At 70.2% G+C, this 16768-nt stretch carries 15 protein-coding genes; 14 read left to right on the forward strand and 1 reads right to left on the reverse strand.

Annotation, left to right across the window (positions count from 1 at the left end):
- The first annotated feature begins 3 nt into the window (after positions 1 to 3).
- The 11 genes from KHC28_RS16940 to KHC28_RS16990 all read left to right on the forward strand — a co-directional run bounded on the left by KHC28_RS16940 (position 4) and on the right by KHC28_RS16990 (position 11625).
- Positions 4 to 1026, forward strand: a complete 1023-nt coding sequence (locus KHC28_RS16940; protein WP_214009957.1) for an HAD family hydrolase — start codon at positions 4 to 6, stop codon at positions 1024 to 1026.
- Between the two features lies 1 nt (position 1027).
- Positions 1028 to 1999, forward strand: a complete 972-nt coding sequence (locus KHC28_RS16945; RefSeq protein ID WP_214009520.1) for an AAA family ATPase — start codon at positions 1028 to 1030, stop codon at positions 1997 to 1999.
- A 10-nt stretch (positions 2000 to 2009) separates the two neighbouring features.
- Complete coding sequence (locus KHC28_RS16950; protein ID WP_214009521.1) at positions 2010 to 3029, forward strand: DUF58 domain-containing protein; 1020 nt, start codon at positions 2010 to 2012, stop codon at positions 3027 to 3029.
- Entirely contained in the window at positions 3029 to 3496 is a 468-nt protein-coding gene (locus KHC28_RS16955) for a DUF4381 domain-containing protein (RefSeq protein ID WP_214009522.1), read from the forward strand. Before KHC28_RS16950 ends, KHC28_RS16955 begins: the two co-directional genes overlap by 1 nt.
- Positions 3497 to 3498: 2 nt before the next feature.
- Positions 3499 to 4503 (forward strand): VWA domain-containing protein, encoded by a 1005-nt coding sequence (locus KHC28_RS16960; RefSeq protein ID WP_214009523.1) that lies wholly within the window; start codon positions 3499 to 3501, stop codon positions 4501 to 4503.
- The gene (locus KHC28_RS16965; protein ID WP_246564924.1) at positions 4500 to 5408 is read left to right on the forward strand and encodes a VWA domain-containing protein; all 909 of its coding nucleotides are present in this window, start codon (positions 4500 to 4502) and stop codon (positions 5406 to 5408) included. Before KHC28_RS16960 ends, KHC28_RS16965 begins: the two co-directional genes overlap by 4 nt.
- The gene (locus KHC28_RS16970; RefSeq protein WP_246564925.1) at positions 5405 to 6058 is read left to right on the forward strand and encodes a tetratricopeptide repeat protein; all 654 of its coding nucleotides are present in this window, start codon (positions 5405 to 5407) and stop codon (positions 6056 to 6058) included. The genes KHC28_RS16965 and KHC28_RS16970 overlap by 4 nt, the downstream gene beginning before the upstream one ends.
- An 8-nt stretch (positions 6059 to 6066) precedes the next feature.
- Complete coding sequence (locus KHC28_RS16975) at positions 6067 to 7332, forward strand: BatD family protein (RefSeq protein WP_214009525.1); 1266 nt, start codon at positions 6067 to 6069, stop codon at positions 7330 to 7332.
- A gap of 74 nt (positions 7333 to 7406) precedes the next feature.
- On the forward strand, positions 7407 to 9047 hold the full coding sequence (locus KHC28_RS16980) for an arylsulfatase (RefSeq protein ID WP_214009526.1): 1641 nt from the start codon (positions 7407 to 7409) through the stop codon (positions 9045 to 9047).
- Between the two features lie 166 nt (positions 9048 to 9213).
- A complete protein-coding gene (locus tag KHC28_RS16985) occupies positions 9214 to 10725 on the forward strand; it encodes an MltF family protein (RefSeq protein ID WP_246564926.1) in 1512 nt (503 codons plus the stop codon).
- Positions 10726 to 10839: 114 nt separating this feature from the next.
- Entirely contained in the window at positions 10840 to 11625 is a 786-nt protein-coding gene (locus KHC28_RS16990; RefSeq protein WP_214009527.1) for a hypothetical protein, read from the forward strand.
- A gap of 54 nt (positions 11626 to 11679) precedes the next feature.
- On the opposite strand, the gene KHC28_RS16995 is transcribed toward KHC28_RS16990, so the two are convergent.
- The gene (locus tag KHC28_RS16995; protein ID WP_214009528.1) at positions 11680 to 12456 is read right to left on the reverse strand and encodes a siderophore-interacting protein; all 777 of its coding nucleotides are present in this window, start codon (positions 12454 to 12456) and stop codon (positions 11680 to 11682) included.
- A 194-nt stretch (positions 12457 to 12650) separates the two neighbouring features.
- Between KHC28_RS16995 and KHC28_RS17000 the strand changes: the two genes are divergently transcribed.
- From KHC28_RS17000 to KHC28_RS17010, 3 genes are all read left to right on the forward strand, one after another.
- Positions 12651 to 13142: an RNA polymerase sigma factor gene (locus KHC28_RS17000; protein WP_214009529.1), complete on the forward strand. Its 492-nt coding sequence runs from the start codon at positions 12651 to 12653 to the stop codon at positions 13140 to 13142.
- A 63-nt stretch (positions 13143 to 13205) separates the two neighbouring features.
- A complete protein-coding gene (locus KHC28_RS17005) occupies positions 13206 to 14174 on the forward strand; it encodes a FecR family protein (RefSeq protein WP_214009530.1) in 969 nt (322 codons plus the stop codon).
- Positions 14175 to 14323: 149 nt separating this feature from the next.
- On the forward strand, positions 14324 to 16747 hold the full coding sequence (locus tag KHC28_RS17010) for a TonB-dependent receptor (protein WP_214009531.1): 2424 nt from the start codon (positions 14324 to 14326) through the stop codon (positions 16745 to 16747).
- The last annotated feature ends 21 nt before the right edge of the window (positions 16748 to 16768 follow it).

Below are 16768 nucleotides of genomic sequence, written 5' to 3' on the forward strand. Positions count from 1 at the left end.
TTGATGAAGACGGGCGCGGGCGCCACAAGGCGCGGCGTCCTCGCGGCGGCGCTGCTGGGCCTGGTGGCGCTTTCCGTCCCGACGGGGCTGTTCGCCCAGGTGGCCGACCCGCTGCCGTCCTGGAACGAGGGCGCGGCCAAGCAGCAGATCCGCGCCTTCGTGGAGCGCGTCACCCGCGAGGGGACGCCCGACTTCGTGGCGGTCGCCGAGCGTGTCGCGGTGTTCGACAATGACGGCACGCTGTGGTCGGAGAAGCCGGTCTATTTCCAGTTCATGTTCGCGCTCGACCGGCTGAAGGAGCTGGCGAAGGCGAATCCGGCGCTGGCCGGGCAGGAGCCCTACAAATCGGCGCTGTCGGGCGATCCTAAGGCACTCGCCGCGCTCGGCGAGAAGGGCCTGTTGCAGATCGTCGAGCTCACCCATTCCGGCATCACCGTCACGGAATTCAACACGCTGGTGCGCGACTGGCTGAAGACCGCCCGGCATCCGCGCTTCGACCGACCCTATACCGAGCTCGTCTTCCAGCCGATGCTGGAGCTGCTCGCCTATCTCCGCGCCAACGACTTCAAGACCTTCATCGTGTCGGGCGGCGGCGTCGAATTCATGCGGGCCTTCACCGAGCCGGTGTACGGCATTCCGCCCGAGCAGGTGGTCGGCTCCTCCGGCAAGACCGAGTTCGCGCTCGACGGCGACACGCCGGTGCTGCGCAAGCTGCCGGAGGTCGAGTTCATCGACGATGGCCCCGGCAAGCCGGTCGGTATCAACCGCTTCATCGGCCGCCGGCCGGTGTTCGCCGCCGGCAATTCCGACGGCGACGAGCAGATGCTGCAATGGACCACGATGAACACCGGCGCGCGCTTCGGCCTGATCGTGCACCACACCGATGCGGTGCGGGAATGGGCCTATGACCGGAACTCCCCGGTCGGCAGGCTCGACAAGGCGCTCGACGAGGCGCCGGCGCGCGGCTGGCTGGTGGTCGACATGAAGAACGACTGGAACGTCATCTACCCGTTCGAGAAGAAGTGACATGAGCGCGCGCGAGTCCGTCCTCGAGATCCAGTCCCGTGTGAACCGTGCCGTCATCGGACAGGAACGGGTGGTGGAGCGGCTGGTCATCGCCCTGCTCGCCAATGGCAACATCCTGCTGGAAGGCCTGCCGGGCCTCGCCAAGACCCGCGCCATCAAGAGCCTGTCGGAAGCGCTGGAGAGCGAGTTCAGCCGCATCCAGTTCACACCCGACCTCTTGCCCTCCGACGTCACCGGCGGCGAGATCTACCGCACCGACGCGCAGGGGACGGGAAGCTTCGAGTTCCGCAAGGGGCCGATCTTCGGCAATCTGGTGCTGGCGGACGAGATCAACCGCGCCCCGGCCAAGGTGCAGTCAGCGCTCTTGGAGGCGATGGAGGAGCGGCAGGTGACCGTCTCCGGCACCCGCTACGCGATGCCGGACCTGTTCATGGTGCTGGCGACGCAGAACCCCATCGAGCAGGAGGGCACCTATCCGCTGCCCGAGGCGCAGATGGACCGCTTCCTGATGCACGTCACCATCGGCTACCCCAGCGACGCCGACGAGGCGAAGGTTCTGCGCCTGGTGCGCGCCGAGCAGGCCGGCACCGCCGAGGCGCCGCCGCCGAAGGTCGCCCAGAGCACCGTCTTCGACGCCCGCAAGGAAATCGACGCGGTGAAGATGGTCGAGGCGGTGGAGAGCTACATCGTGGCGCTGGTCGCCGCCACCCGCCGCCCGGCCGAGTTCGGCGACCAGCTGAAGGACTGGATCGGCATCGGCGCCAGCCCACGCGGCACGCTGGCGCTCGACCGCGCCTCGCGCGCCTATGCCTGGCTGCAGGGGCGGGACTATGTCACGCCTGAAGACGTGCAAAGCGTGGCGCATGACTGCCTGCGCCACCGCGTCTCGCTCACCTATGAGGCGAGCGCCGACGGCAAGCGCGCCGACGACGTGATCGACGAGCTGATCCGCCAGGTCGCGGTCGCGGTGTGAGGGGGCGGCGATGGCACGGACCATTCAGCCAAAGGCCCGTGACACCGCAAGCCGCGATCAGGGGGGGCGCACTCACGAAGCGCGCGCTTACGTCACGCTCGACGATTTGCTGCGGCTGAACCACCGCGCCAAGGGCTTCAGCTTCCTGCCGAAGCAGCCGGTGCATTCGCTGCTGGCCGGCCGGCATGCCTCGCGGCTGCGCGGACGCGGGCTCGAATTCGAGGAACTGCGCCATTATTACGAGGGCGACGACGTGCGCGCCATCGACTGGCGCGCCACCGCCCGGCTCGGCGAGCCGCAATTGCGGGTCTATACCGAGGAGCGCGACCGGCCGGTGCTGCTGCTGGTCGACCAGCGGCTCTCCATGTTCTTCGGCAGCCGGGGGGCGATGAAATCGGTGGTCGCGGCCGAGGCGGCGGCGCTGGCGGCGTGGCGGGTGACCTCGCTCGGCGACCGGATCGGCGGGCTGGTGTTCTCCGAGAACGGCATGGACGAGGTGCGCCCGCGCGCCCGGCAGGCCGCCATCGGGCCGCTGTTCGAGGCCATCGTCCGCCGCAATGGGGAACTCAGGGCCGAGGATCCGCGTCCCTCCGACCCGGGCCTGCTCAACGCCGCGCTCGCCAAGGTGCCGCGGCTGCTGCCGCATGACGGGCTGCTCACCCTGATCACCGACGCCGCCGGCGCCGACGCCGAGACGGTGCGGCTGGTGACGGAGATCACCGCGCATAACGACGTGCTGACCGTCTTCGTCTTCGACCCGCTGGAGGCCGAGCTGCCGGATATCGGCCGCACGGTCGTCGCCGATGCCGGCCGGCAGATCGAGATCGACAGCGCCTCGGGCAGCCTGCGCCACCGCTTCGCCGCCAGCTTCGCCGAGCGTCGGGAGGCGATCGAGGGATTTTCCCGCCGCCGCGCCATTCCGGTGCTGCCGCTCTCGACCGGGCGCGACACCGCCGACCAGTTCCGCGAACTGCTCGGCCGGCGGCTGGCGCGGTCGGTGGCGCCGGGACCTCGGGCGAGGGCGGGGTGATGGACGAGGCCGACCTCTCCCGCCTTGCCGATATCGTGGTGCCGCCGCCGGTGGCGTGGTGGCCGCCGGCACCCGGCTGGTGGATGCTGCTCGCGGCCCTGCTCGCGGCGGGCCTGATCCTGCTGGTCGCGGCGGTGCGGCGCTGGCGGCGCAACGCCTATCGGCGCGAGGCGCTGGCCGCGCTCGACCGCCTTGGCCCCGCCACCGATGCGGCGGGCATCGCGGCGGTCTCGGCGGTGCTGAAGCGTACCGCGCTCGCCGCCTATCCGCGCGACCAGGTGGCCTCGCTCACCGGCCGGGCCTGGGTCGCCTTTCTCGACCGGACCTCCGGCAGCCAGACCTTTTCCGCCAGCGGTCTCGCCGGGGCGGCATCGGGAGCCCCGGCCGGCGAGGAGACGGAGCAGCTTGGGGCGGCGCTGCTGGCGGCGGCGCGGCGCTGGGTGACGCATCACCGGGTGGAGGGCTGACCATGCTGTCCTTCGCCTATCCCTGGGTCGCCTTGCTGTTGCCCGCGCCGCTGCTGGTCTACTGGCTGCTGCCGGCGCACGAGACCCGGCGTCCGGCGGTGCGGGTGCCGTTCTTCGCCGCGCTGGCGCAGCTGACCGGGGCGGAGCTGCGCGAGGGGGCGGGCATCAGCCGGCGCGGCCTGTGGCGGCTCATCGCGCTGGTGCTGTGCTGGCTGCTGGTGCTCGCCGCGCTGGCGCGCCCGCAATGGGTGCTGCCGCCGATCCATCAGGACAAGCCGGCGCGCGACTTGCTGCTGCTGGTCGACCTGTCGGCGTCGATGGACACGCCGGACTTCACCGACGCGGCCGGCAACAAGGTGAGCCGCCTCGTTGCGGTGAAGCAGGTACTGGACGATTTTCTCGCCCGCCGGCAGGGCGACCGGGTCGGCGTCGCGGTGTTCGGCAATTCGCCCTTCGCGCTGGTGCCGTTCACTCCCGATCTCGACCTCGCCCGGCAGCTGACGGGCGAGATGCAGGTGGGCATGGCCGGGCCGCGCACCGCCTTGGGCGACGCCATCGGCCTTGGCATCAACCTGTTCTCCGCCTCCACCGTGCCAGCCAAGACCATCATCGCGCTGACCGACGGCAACGACACCGCCAGCCAGGTGCCGCCGGCCGAGGCGGCGCGGGTGGCGCATGACAAGGGCATCGTCATCCACACCGTGGCGGTGGGCGACCCGGCGGCGGCGGGCGAGGAGAAGCTCGACGAAGCCGCGCTGAAGCAGGTCGCCGATGTGACCGGCGGCGGCTTCTACCGCGCGCTCGACCGCGACCAGCTGGCGCAGATCTATACGCGGCTGGACCAGATCGAGGCGCGCAAGGTCGACACCGTGTCGTTCCAGCCCAAGGTCGAGCTGTTCTGGCTGCCGCTGGCCGGGCTCACGCTGCTCTCCATGCTGGCGCAGGCGCTGCGGCTGCTGCGCTGGCCGCGCCGGCGGGCGGTGTCGCCCTCGGAGGTCGCGCGATGATGGGGGAAGTTGCGCAGTTCCATTTCCTGCGTCCGTGGTGGCTGGTGCTGGCGCTGCCGGCGCTCGGCCTGTGGTGGCTGCAGCGGCGCGAGGCCGACACCACGGCACGCTGGCGCCGGGTGATCGATCCGGTGCTGCTGCGCCATCTCACCATAGGCGGCGACCGGCGCCGGTGGCTCAGCCCGGAGAACCTCTTGCTGGTGCTGTGGGCCCTCGGCCTCCTCGCGGTGGCCGGGCCGACCTGGCGGCAATTGCCGTCTCCCTTCGCGCAGGCGGCGCGGCCGGCGATGTTCGTCGTCAAGGTGACGCCCTCCATGCTGGAGCGCGACCTCGCCCCGACCCGCCTCGACCGCGCCCGGCAGAAGATGGCCGACCTGCTCAAGCTGCGCGAGGGCGCGCCGACCGGGCTCGTCGCCTATGCCGGCTCGGCGCATCTGGTGCTGCCGCCGACGCCGGACGCGGCGGCGCTGACCACGATGACCGGGGCGCTGGCGCCCGACCTCATGCCACGCCAGGGCGACGCGCTCGGCGACGCGGTGACGCTCGCCGCCGACACGCTGCGGCGCGGCGGGCAGGGCGGCTCCGTGCTGGTGTTCGCCGATGCGGCGCCGACGCTGGCCGAGGGCGCGTCGGGAGTGCCGGTGACGCTGTATGCCCTGCATCCGCCGTCGCGCGAGGCCGACCCGTCCATCGCGGCGGCGGCGGCCGTGCTTCATGCCGATGTCGTCGACGTCACCCTTGATGACGCCGATGTCGGCGATCTCGCGCATATCCTCGCCACCGCCGGGGCGCCGCCGCCGGCACCGGGGGAGGGCGTGCGCTGGGAGGAGGCAGGGTACTGGCTGACGCCGCTGCTCGCTTTGTTCGCGCTGCTCTGGTTCCGTCGCGGATGGGTGCTGGCATGAGGACGGCGCGCGGCTTCGCCCTCGTCGGCCTCGCGCTGGCGGCCGGTCTCGCCGCCGCCAGTTGGGCGGTCGGCTGGCACCAGCTCTGGGCGAGCCCCGACCAGCGCGGGCGCTATCTGTTCGAGCACGAGCGCTGGGCGGATGCCGCGAGCGCCTTCCGCAATCCGATGTGGCGCGGCGTGGCGCAGATGCGCGGCGGCGACTTCAAGGCGGCGGAGGTCTCCTTCGCCGGCATCGACACCGCCGAGGGCGCCTACAACCAGGCCAACGCATTGGTGATGCTCGGCAAATATGACGAGGCGGTGAAGCGCTACGACCACGCGCTGGAAAAGCGGCCGGGCTGGCCGCAGGCGCAGGCCAATCGCCGGATCGCGCAATTGCGCGCCGAGCGACTGAAGGCGCCCGGCGCCGATGCCGGCGACCAGCGCGAAGGCGCCGACCAGATCGTCTACGACAAGGACGCCAAGAACCCGGAAGGCCAGGAGACCCAGACCGCCGGCGCGCCGATGGACGACGAGGCGGTGCGCGCCCTCTGGCTGAAGCGGGTGCGTACCGAGCCGGCAGACTTCTTGCGCGCGCGCTTCGCCTGGCAGTTGCAGGCGCAGCAGGCGCCGGCGGGCGCGGCACCCTCAGCGGGGACGCAGCCATGAGGTGGATCATGGCGCTGCTCGTTCTGGTCGGCTTCGGCGCGCCGCTCGCCGCGCAGGACAGCGCCTCGCCGGCTGTGTCTCCCGCCGCGCCGGCCACCGCCCCGGCCATCGTGGTGCGCCAGAGCGTCGACCCTGCCAGCGGGGCTGTGGTCGGCCAGCATGTCGCCGTCTATGTGGATGTGCTGTTCCCCGGCGCGATGCCGCATCCGCCGCGCGTGAGCGTGCCCGACGTGCCCGGCCTGCAGGTCTTCCGCTTCGAGACGCAGGGCGTGACGATCAGCGAGACCATCGACGGCGCGGCCTATGCCGGCCAGCGCTTCGAATTCGCGCTCTATGCGCGGCGCGGCGGCACGTTCGAGGTGCCGCCCGCCGTGGTGACGCTGCTCGACCGCGCCGGCGGCGACACGGGAAGCGCGCAGGGACAGGCGGTCCGCCTCGAGGTGACGGTGCCGCCGGGCGTCGACGTCTCGCAGCCGGTGGTCGCCACGCACCGGCTGACGCTCGGCGAGCAATGGGACCCGGTGCCGACCGGACGCTTCAAGGCGGGCGACGCGGTGGTGCGCACCCTCACCCGCAGCGCCGAGGACGTGCCGGGCCTCGCCATGCGCGACCTCGCCTTTCCCGCGCCCGAGGGCGTGCGGGTCTATGCCGATCCGCCGGACATCCAGGACCGCAGCAATCGCGGCGTCGTCACCGGCCGGCGCACCGACCGCGTCACCTATGTCTTCGAGCGCGGCGGGTCCTTCGCCCTGCCGGCGGTGACGCAGCCCTGGTGGGATCTCGGCGCGCGGCGGCTGAGCAACGCGACGGCCCCGGCGGTGACGGTGAAAGTCGAGGCCGGCGCGGCGCCGGCCGCCGCTGGCCGCCATTCTTGGACGCGGCGGGGCCTCGCCTGGGCGGGGCTCGGACTTGTGGGTCTGATCGGGCTGGCCTTGGTCGCGTGGCAGGTGGACCGGCGGCTGCGGGATCGGCGCGCCGATCCCGAGCGCGTGGCCTTCGCCGCGCTGCGCCATGCCTGCGCCGGCACCGATATCCCCGCCATCTATCGCGGCTTTTCCCTCTGGGCGGGCCAGCTGGCACCGGAGCGGCGCCGGGCGGCGAACCGCGAGGCGGCGGCGCTGCAGACCGCGCTGTTCGCCGCCGGCCCGGAAGCCTGGGGCCCGGAGGATTCCCGCCGGCTGCTCGCCGGCCTCGACGCACTTCGTCGGCAACACCCTCCGGCCCATGCGCCGGCGGCGCTGCCGCCGCTCAATCCCGCCACGCCGGCTGCCTAGCCGGGTGGAGGCTACGTGCCTTCAAGAACAAGAAAACGATCGCAGGCCTCGAAGAACACGAAGGAGAGAGACAAATGTCTACGGATAACACCAGTTCGCCCGCGAACGGCACGATGAGCCGTCGCTCGCTGCTGGCGGGCTCGACCGCACTGGTCGCGGCCGCCGCCGCGATCGGCTCCGCCTCGCAGGCCGGTGCCCAGACCCAGCCCGCCGGGGGCTCCGGCAAGCAGCCGAACATCCTCGTCATCTTCGGCGACGACATCGGACAGTCCCAGATCAGCGCCTACACGATGGGGCTGATGGGCTATCGCACGCCCAATATCGACCGCATCGCCAAGGAAGGTGCGATCTTTACCGATTCCTACGGCCAGCAGAGCTGCACCGCCGGCCGTGCCTCGTTCATCCTCGGGCAGGAGCCGTTCCGCACCGGGCTGCTCACCATCGGCATGCCCGGCGACCCGCACGGCATTCAGGACTGGATGCCGACCATCGCCGACGTGATGAAGACGCGCGGCTACGCCACCGGCCAGTTCGGCAAGAACCATCTCGGCGACCAGGACCAGCACCTGCCGACCGCGCATGGCTTCGACGAGTTCTTCGGCAATCTCTACCATCTCAATGCCGAGGAGGAGCCGGAGGGCTATTTCTACCCGAAGGATCCGGAGTTCCGGAAGAAATACGGCCCGCGCGGCGTGATCCATTCCTATGCCGACGGCCGCATCGAGGACACCGGCCCGCTCAACACCAAGCGGATGGAGACCATCGACGAGGAGTTCCTCGGCGCGGCCAAGGACTTCATCGACCGCCAGCACAAGGCCGACAAGCCGTTCTTCGTCTGGTTCAACTCGACCCGCATGCATATCTTCACCCACCTCAAACCCGAGAGCAACGGCAAGACCGGCAAGGGGTTGGAAGCCGACGGCATGACCGAGCATGACGGGCATGTCGGGCAGCTGCTGAAGCAGCTCGACGATCTCGGCATCGCCGACGACACCATCGTGCTCTACACCACCGACAACGGCGCCGAGCTCGCGCTGTGGCCGGACGGCGCGATGACCCCGTTCCACGGCGAGAAGGGCACCACCTGGGAAGGCGGCATGCGCATCCCGATGATGGTGCGCTGGCCGGGCGTGGTGAAGCCGGGCTCGCAGGTCAACGAGATCGTCACGCTGATGGACTGGATGCCGACCTTCGCCACCGCGGCGGGGCTTCCGGACCTCAAGGAGAAGATGAAGACCGGCTTCCAGGCCGGCTCCAAGACCTTCAAGGTGCATCTTGACGGCTTCGACCTGACGGAGCTCCTGAAGGGCACGGCCAAGACGCCGCCACGCGACGCGATGTACTATTTCGATCAGGGCGGCAACCTGAACGCCATACGCTGGAACGACTGGAAGCTCAGCTTCGCCGTCGCCAGCGAGGGCAACATCGCCACCGCGCTGCGCGAAACGCCGAGCTGGGCGGTGATCGCCAATCTCCGCATGGACCCCTATGAGCGCGGCATGAAGGAAGGCGGCGGCGCCATCGAGTTCCTCGCCCGCAACATGTGGCTGCTGGTGCCGATCCAGGGGAAGATCAAGGAGTTCTTCGCAGACTTCAACGACTTCCCGTATCAGGAGGGCAGCACGCTGAACGCCAGCGGCATCAATTACGGATTGCTGCGCCAACAGGCGGCGTTCAAGCGGCTGCAGGAACTGGAGCAGCTGGCGCCGCGCTAGGCGCCGACACGGCAGGCCCGGCGGGAGATTGCTTCCGCCGGCGCCGCACCGGCCGATCCCGGCCGTGGCGGCCTCCACGGGGACCGAGCTATCGAGGCGCGTCATGCTCCAGCAGGCAGAGAACGGCTCTCCCCGGCACCGACCGGCCGGTGGAAGGGGAGGCCGGATGACGGCGACATTCCCGGACGGGGCCGGGTCGACGGACGGGCCGGCACGTGCCGGCGGCCTCGGCGTGCTGGTACGCCTCCTCATGGGGCTGTCCGTGGTCCTGCTCGCGCTGGGGTGGCTGCCGATGGCGGCGCTGGCGCAGGGCGTCACTTCCGGGCCCGGCTTCCGGGGCTGGGCCGGCGATCTCGACGGCATGGAGAAGCGGCGCCTGATCCGCATCCTCGTGCCCTACAGCAAGACGATCTACTTCATCGACCGCGGCCGCCAGCTCGGCACCGCCGTCGAGTTCGGGCAGGCGCTGGAGACCCAGATCAATCGCGGCCGCAAGAAGGAGGTCGAGCGCATGCGCGTCGCCTTCGTGCCGACCGCGCGCGACCAGCTGATCCCGGCGCTGATCGCCGGGCGCGGCGACATCGTCGCCGCCAACCTCACCATCACCCCGGAGCGGCAGGTGCTGGTCGACTTCACCGACCCGCTGGCGACCGGCGTGAGCGAAATACTGGTGACCGGCCCGTCCGCGCCTGCCATCGCAACGCTCGACGACCTCGCCGGCAAGACGGTGCCGCTGCGCAAGAGCAGCAGCTATTTCACCCATGTCAGCGCCCTCAACGAGCGGCTGAAGCGGGAGGGCAAGCCGGAGGTGATCATCCAGCCCATCGACGAGAGCCTCGAGGACGAGGACCTGCTGGAGATGGTCAATGCCGGGCTGCTGCCCTGGACCATCGTGGACCGCCACAAGGCGGAGATCTGGGCGACGACCTTCGAGCACGTCACCCTGCGCGACGACATCGCGGTTGCCGAGGGCGGCGCGATCGCCTGGGCGATCCGCAAGGACAGCCCGAAACTGGCGGCGCTGCTCGACGCATTCGTCGCCGGCCACAAGGTGGGCACCGGCTTCGGCAACATGCTGAAGAAGCGCTACTACCAGAACGACAAGATGGTGCGCGCCGCCTATGACCGCGGCGAACTGGAGAAGTTCGAGGCGCTGGTCGTGCTGTTCGCGCAATACGGCAAGAGCTACGCCTTCGACGAATTGCTGCTGGCCGCGCAGGGCTATCAGGAATCGCAGCTCGACCAGAGCCGGCGCAGCCCGCGCGGGGCGGTCGGCATCATGCAGCTGCTGCCGTCGACGGCGGCCGACAAGGCGGTCGGCATCGCCGGTATCGACAAGAGCGCCGAGCGCAACATCGAGGCGGGCGCCAAATATCTGAACTACCTGTCCACCCGCTATGTGGACGACCCGGCGCTGACGCCGATCAACCGCATGCTGTTCACCATCGCCGCCTACAATGCCGGGCCGGGCAACCTGCGCAAGTTCCGCCGCGAAGCCTCCAGGATGGGGCTCGACCCGAATGTCTGGTTCGGCAATGTCGAGAATGGCGCGGCGAAGATCGTCGGCCGCGAGACGGTCCAGTATGTCGGCAACATCTACAAGTACTACATCGCCTACAAGTTGTACTTCGAGCGCAGGAACGGCGCGCCTTCCGCCGCGACGGCGACGACCAACTAGCCCCGGATGACCGGCCCGCGCACGGCCGACGGCGCGCAAGGGGCGAGGGTGGCGGGAGCCGGCCTCGCTGATAGGATCGGCGCCGTGCCGATTCACCTCGGTCGGGGGGACATGATGAAATCTCTGCACACCTGCGCCGCGCTCGTGGCGCTGCTCGCGCTGGCGACTCCCGCCATCGCGGCGGACCTGCCGGCACCGCCGCCCGCCTCGCCGGCGCCGGTCGCCAAGGACGGCTGGACCTACACCATCGCCCCGTATTTCTGGGCGGCGGGACTGGCGGGCGATGTCGGCCAGTTCGGCCTGCCGGCCGTGCATGTCGATGCGGATTTCGGCGACATCTGGGACCATCTCGACTTCGCCGCCATGGTGATGGGCGAGGCGCGCAACGACCGCTTCAGCGTGTTCGGCGACATCCTCTATGTGAAGCTGTCCTCCGACATCGACGCACCGCGCCGCCTGCCCGCCGACCGGGTGGATATCGGCTCAGAGACCTTCGCCGGTTTCGCCGGCGTCGGCTATTCCGTGCTGCAGGGTCCCGGCGGCAACCTCGACGTGGTCGGCGGGATGCGGGTCTGGCACGTCAGCACGGACATCGATTTCCACGGCCAGTCCCTCGACGGGCGCAGAGGCCGCGACAGCGCGACCTGGGTCGACGGCCTCGCCGGGCTGAAGGGGCGCTACGACCTGACCGACAAGCTCTACCTCACCGGCTGGGGCCTCGTCGGTGCCGGCGGCGCCGATCTCGACTGGGATGTCGGGGGCGGGGTGGGCTATGCCTTCAACGAGCGGCTGTCGCTGATGGTCGGCTACCGCGCCCTCGGCGTCGACTACTCGCAGGACGGCTTCCTGTTCGACGTGGTCGAGCAGGGTCCGATGCTCGGCACGGTACTGAAGTTCTGAGGCTTGCGAGGGCAGGGCGGGGGATGGCCGCGCCGCCCCCCAGCGCGTGACGGCTCAGCCGGGCGCGCGCTTTTCCGCGCCGTGGATCCAGTAGGCTACCGCCTTGCAGGGCACGTCCGCGAAGGCCGGCAGGCGGCGCGCGACGTTGCGGATGCTGCGTGCCACCTTCTGCTCGGCGGCGGCCCAGAGATAACCGACGCCGTCACCGCGCGGGATCTGCGCCAGCTGCCGGTCGAGCGCGCTCACCGCCAGCCCGTTGCCGGTGCCGTGGCTCCAGGTGACGGTGGCGCGCGGATGCGGCGGCAGCGGCTGCTCATGCGCGCGGTCGGCGACCTCGATGACGATACGGCTCTCGACATGCGCCGGGGTCTGCTCCAGCAGCCGCGCCAGCGCCGGCAGGCCGGTGGCGTCGGCCATCAGCACCTGCCAGCCGAGATCGGCCGGCGGCTCGTAGAGGCCGCGCGGGTTGTTGATGACGATACGGTCGCCCGGCTCAGCCGCCTGCGCCCAGCTGCTCGCCAGCCCGCCCTCATGGACGACGAAGTCGATGTCAAGCTCGCCGGCCGCCTTATCGAAGCGGCGTATCGTGTAGGTGGCGTAGCGCACCCGCTCGCGCTCGGCCGGGAAGGTCCAGTGGCCGTCGGCGTCGATCTCGGGCAGCACCATCTCGCCGCTCGCCGGATCGGGGAAGAACAGCCGCACATATTCGTCGCCGATGCCGGTGGAGCGGAAGGCGGCGAGCCCGGCGCCGGCGAAGGTGAGGCGCACCATGCCCGGCGTCAGCAGCCGGCGGCGCGCCACGCTCACATCGTGGAAGGTCGGATGGCTCATCAAGGATCCCGGTCGCTGCGGGCGCCCGGCCGCCCGCCCCTGTCAGGGCATAGTGATAGTGAAGCCAGGCTATTGATGAAAGTCTTCCGAAGAAGAATTATATTATAACAGTTCTAAATATTGCTTGTTGAAGATGTTTTGCAACGTTGCTAGGTGTTGCTGGTTCTTCTCCGATCTGGACGGGCGCCCGACGCATGTCGACGAGTCTCGACGACATCGAGAGTCTTTACGTCTCCGAGCATCGCCGGCTGGAGCGCGTCGCGGCGCGCCGGGTCGGGGCGGCGCACGCGGCCGACGTGGTGCATGACGTCTTCATGGCGCTGTGGGACCGCGCTCGCGGCGAGCAGCCGTTCTCCCCGCGCTACCTGACCGGCGCCACCCGCTATGCCGCGATCGGCCATTACCGCGCCGAGCGTCGCCGCGAGGCGCTGCTGCGGCGGATGACCGAGGAGCAATATGCCGCGCCGGTGCCGTCGCCCGACCAGATCGTCGCGGCGCGGCAGGACCTCGACCGGCTCAACGCCGTGCTGGCGGCGCTGCCGGCGCGCACCCGCCAGATCTTCCTCTTGAACCGCGCGCACCAGTGCACCTATGACGAGATCGCGGCGGCGCTGGAGATTTCCTACAGCACGGTCGAGCGGGAGATCGCCCGCGCTCTTCTCGCCTGCCGGGCCGGCATCGAGTGAGGGACGCGCCGCCGTCGCGCGGCGGCGGGGCAGGCGGCGGACAAGCGGGCCGAACGAACGGACATGGACGAGGAACTGATCCGGCGGCAGGCAGTGGCCTGGTTCACCCGCATGAACGGGCGGCCGTCGTCCGAGGATCGGCGCGACTTCGCGCACTGGCTCGCCGCCTCCGCCGCGCATGAGCAGGCCTATGAGGGCGTGTGCGGCCTGTGGTCGGGCCTCGGCGCGGCGAGCGGGCTCGGCGCGGAGGACGAGGCGGCCCTCGAGCGTTCGCTGGAGCGCATCCGCGAGATGCGCCGCGCGCGCCGGCGCGGCCGGGGGGCGGCGGGTCTCGCGCTCGGCCTCGCGCTGCTGGTCGCCGGCGGCTGGCTCTGGCTCGATCATCCCCACGTGCTGCAGGACCTGCGCGCCGACTATGTGGCGCCGCGCGGCGAGACGCGCAGCGTGGCGCTCGCCGACGGCTCGCTGCTGCTGCTCGACGCCGACACCGCCATCGAGGTCGAACTCGGCGCGGAGCGGCGTCGCGTCGACATCCTGCGCGGCACGGTGTTCTTCCGGGTGAAACCCTCCGCGGTGCCCTTCGTGGTCGGCGCCAGCAATGGCGAGGCGCGCGTGCTCGGCACCGAGTTCGACGTGGCACGGCGGGAGGAGGGCGAGGTGACGGTGACGCTCGACAGCGGCCGCGTCGAGGTCGGCCTCACCGACCGCGCCGGCGCGGTGGTGTTGCAGCCGGGCGAGAGCGTCGACTATGGCGAGGAGGGGCTGGGCGCGCCGCACGCGGTCGACCTCGAGGAGGCGGGGGCGTGGCGGCAGGGCCGCTACATCTTCACCAATGCCCGGCTCGCCGACGTGCTGGAGCGCATCGGCCGCTACCGCGACGGGCGCATCGTGGTGCTCGGCTCGGCGCTCGCCGAGACGCGGGTGAGCGGCAACATCGCCCTGCGCGACACCGACGCCGCGCTGGCCGCGGTGCGCTCCTCGGTCGGCTTCCCGCTGCACGAGATCGGCCGGCTGACCATTATCGGCCCGTGATTTTTGCCGGACGCGGAAAAAAATCGCGATCGGCTGAGGGTGCCGGCCATCCCCGCGCGACATGTCAGTGAAAGCCAGCCGCACCCGCACCGGGTTTGCCGGCGAAACGGCTTTCTCGGACGGGCGGATGCAAGGGGACGGGGATGGGAATGAGCGTTGAGGACGGGGCGGGCAGGCGCGCGGGACTGCTGGCGACCACCTTCCTGTTGGTGGCGGCGGCGGGCGTCGCGACGAGCGGGCCGGCCGGCGCGCAGGCGGCGGTGCAGGCCGCCTATGTCTTCGACATTCCCGCCAAGCCGATCCGCGCGGCGATGAACGATATCGTGCGCGTCACCCGCCTCGACGTGGTGTTCCGCGAGACGCCGACCGCCTCCCGGCTCGGCAATCCGGTGCGCGGCTCGCTCACCGCCGGCCAGGCAGTGGCGATGCTGCTGGCCAATACCGGCCTGTCCTACCGCTTCAGCAACCCGACCACGGTGGAGATCTTCGACCCGGCGACGGCCGGCGCGACCGGCGCCGCGCCCAACGGCGCCATCGCGCTCGACACCATCCAGGTCGAGGGCTCCGGCACGCTGCCGGCTCCCTATGCCGGCGGGCAGGTCGCCACCGGCGGCACGGTGGGCGTGCTCGGCGTGCGCGACGTGATGGACACGCCGTTCACCGTCGCCAACTACACCTCCAAGCTGATCGACGACCAGAACGCCCAGTCGATCGCCGATGTGGTGAAGAACGATCCGGCGATCCGCAATGTCGAGCCGACCAACACCGGAAACGGCAATTATTTCCTCATTCGCGGCATCCAGGTCGGCAACGGCGCGGTGGCGTTCGGCGGCCTGTTCGGCGTGGCGCCGAACAACCAGTCGACGCTGGCCGGCATCGAGCGGGTGGAGGTTCTGAAGGGGCCGGGCGCCTTCCTCAACGGCCTGTCGCCGAGCGGCGTCGGCGGCGTCATCAACCTGGTGCCCAAGCGCGCCGGCGACGACCCGCTGACCGAGCTGACCACCACCTACATCACCGACACCCAGTTCGGCGCCCATCTCGATGTCGGCCGGCGCTTCGGCGAGAACAAGGAATGGGGCGTTCGCGGCAACCTGCTCTATCGCGACGGCGACACCCCGGTCAGCCAGCAGTCGCAGGAGCTGATGAACGCCACGCTGGGCATCGACTACAAGGGCGACAAGCTGCGCCTCGCGCTCGACCTCGGCACGCAGGTCCTCAACACCGACCGGATGAACAACACCGTCACCCTGGCCGCCGGCGCGCAGGTGCCCCGCCCGCCCTCGCCGGAGGACGGCTGGGTATCGCCGTGGAACTACAGCGACTTCCGCGACAATTACGGCATGCTGTCGGCGGAATACGACATCACCGACAACATCATGGTCTATGCCAAGGCCGGCATCGACACCACCGACTGGGACCAGGCGGTCGAATCCGGTACCAACCTGCAGTCCAACGGCAACTTCACCGCCAACGGCTATCGCTACCTGATCGACATCGAGCGGCAGTCAGGCGAGACCGGCGTCAGGGCGAGCTTCGACACCGGGCCCGTGGCGCACCAATTGGCCCTGTCGGCGAGCGCCTATACCGCCACACGCTGGTCGGCACCGACGACGAAGATATCGACCACCCCGTCCAACATCTACGACCCGACCTTCGCGCCCGAGCCCGTCATCCCCACCATGGTGATGGGCCCGCAGAGCGAAACCTCGTTCTCCAGCTACGCGCTGTCCGACACGCTCTCCATGCTCGACGAGCGCATCCAGGTGACGCTCGGGCTGCGCCAGCAATATGTCGACGTCGACAATTTCAACGTCGTCACCGGCGCGCAGACCGGCGCCTATGACAGCGACGCGCTCACCCCGATGGTGGCGGTGCTGGTGAAGCCGTGGGAGCGGGTGTCGCTCTATGCGAGCTACATCGAGGGCCTGACCGCCGGCCAGGTGGTGCCGGTGTCCTACGCCAATGGCGGCGAGGTGCTGCCGCCCTTCACCACCAAGCAGTACGAGGCCGGCATCAAGGTCGACTGGGGCACGCTGCTCACCACGCTGAGCGTCTTCCACACGACGCAGGCTTCCGGCATCGCCAACACCGCGACCAACACCTTCACCGCCGACGGCGAGACGGTGTATCGCGGCATCGAGTTCGACGTCGCCGGCGAGATCGCCCCCTCGCTGCGCATCCTCGGCGGCTTCGTGCTGCTCGACGCCGAGATGACGCAGACCGCCAACGGCACCTATAACGGCAATGACGCCACCGGCGCGCCGCCGGTCACCGCGACGCTCGGCCTCGAATGGGACCCGAGCTTCGTGCCGAACCTCACTTTGTTCGGTCGGATGAACGCCACCGGCTCCGCCTATGTCGACGCCGCCAACACCCAGAAGATCGGCAGCTGGACCACGTTCGACTTCGGCGCCCGCTACAAGATCGAGCGCGAGGGCCGCGAGCCGGTGATCATCCAGGCCAACCTGACCAACGCCTTCAACGAGGCCTACTGGACGACCTATCCCGGCTACAACCTGCTGTACTCGGGCGAGGCGCGCACGCTGGCGATCTCCACCGTGTTCAAGTTCTGAGGCCGGCGGCCGATGCGGGGA

Source organism: Ancylobacter sonchi, from assembly GCF_018390695.1.
Taxonomy (GTDB): domain Bacteria; phylum Pseudomonadota; class Alphaproteobacteria; order Rhizobiales; family Xanthobacteraceae; genus Ancylobacter; species Ancylobacter sonchi.

What these genes read in the sequence shown, in the direction of transcription:
- KHC28_RS16940 (WP_214009957.1), top strand. Translation starts at nt 4, where the DNA reads ATGAAGACGGGCGCGGGCGCCACAAGGCGCGGCGTCCTCGCGGCGGCG.
- KHC28_RS16945 (WP_214009520.1), top strand. Translation starts at nt 1,028, where the DNA reads ATGAGCGCGCGCGAGTCCGTCCTCGAGATCCAGTCCCGTGTGAACCGT.
- KHC28_RS16950 (WP_214009521.1), top strand. Translation starts at nt 2,010, where the DNA reads ATGGCACGGACCATTCAGCCAAAGGCCCGTGACACCGCAAGCCGCGAT.
- KHC28_RS16955 (WP_214009522.1), top strand. Translation starts at nt 3,029, where the DNA reads ATGGACGAGGCCGACCTCTCCCGCCTTGCCGATATCGTGGTGCCGCCG.
- KHC28_RS16960 (WP_214009523.1), top strand. Translation starts at nt 3,499, where the DNA reads ATGCTGTCCTTCGCCTATCCCTGGGTCGCCTTGCTGTTGCCCGCGCCG.
- KHC28_RS16965 (WP_246564924.1), top strand. Translation starts at nt 4,500, where the DNA reads ATGATGGGGGAAGTTGCGCAGTTCCATTTCCTGCGTCCGTGGTGGCTG.
- KHC28_RS16970 (WP_246564925.1), top strand. Translation starts at nt 5,405, where the DNA reads ATGAGGACGGCGCGCGGCTTCGCCCTCGTCGGCCTCGCGCTGGCGGCC.
- KHC28_RS16975 (WP_214009525.1), top strand. Translation starts at nt 6,067, where the DNA reads ATGGCGCTGCTCGTTCTGGTCGGCTTCGGCGCGCCGCTCGCCGCGCAG.
- KHC28_RS16980 (WP_214009526.1), top strand. Translation starts at nt 7,407, where the DNA reads ATGTCTACGGATAACACCAGTTCGCCCGCGAACGGCACGATGAGCCGT.
- KHC28_RS16985 (WP_246564926.1), top strand. Translation starts at nt 9,214, where the DNA reads ATGACGGCGACATTCCCGGACGGGGCCGGGTCGACGGACGGGCCGGCA.
- KHC28_RS16990 (WP_214009527.1), top strand. Translation starts at nt 10,840, where the DNA reads ATGAAATCTCTGCACACCTGCGCCGCGCTCGTGGCGCTGCTCGCGCTG.
- KHC28_RS16995 (WP_214009528.1), bottom strand. Translation starts at nt 12,456, where the DNA reads ATGAGCCATCCGACCTTCCACGATGTGAGCGTGGCGCGCCGCCGGCTG.
- KHC28_RS17000 (WP_214009529.1), top strand. Translation starts at nt 12,651, where the DNA reads ATGTCGACGAGTCTCGACGACATCGAGAGTCTTTACGTCTCCGAGCAT.
- KHC28_RS17005 (WP_214009530.1), top strand. Translation starts at nt 13,206, where the DNA reads ATGGACGAGGAACTGATCCGGCGGCAGGCAGTGGCCTGGTTCACCCGC.
- KHC28_RS17010 (WP_214009531.1), top strand. Translation starts at nt 14,324, where the DNA reads ATGAGCGTTGAGGACGGGGCGGGCAGGCGCGCGGGACTGCTGGCGACC.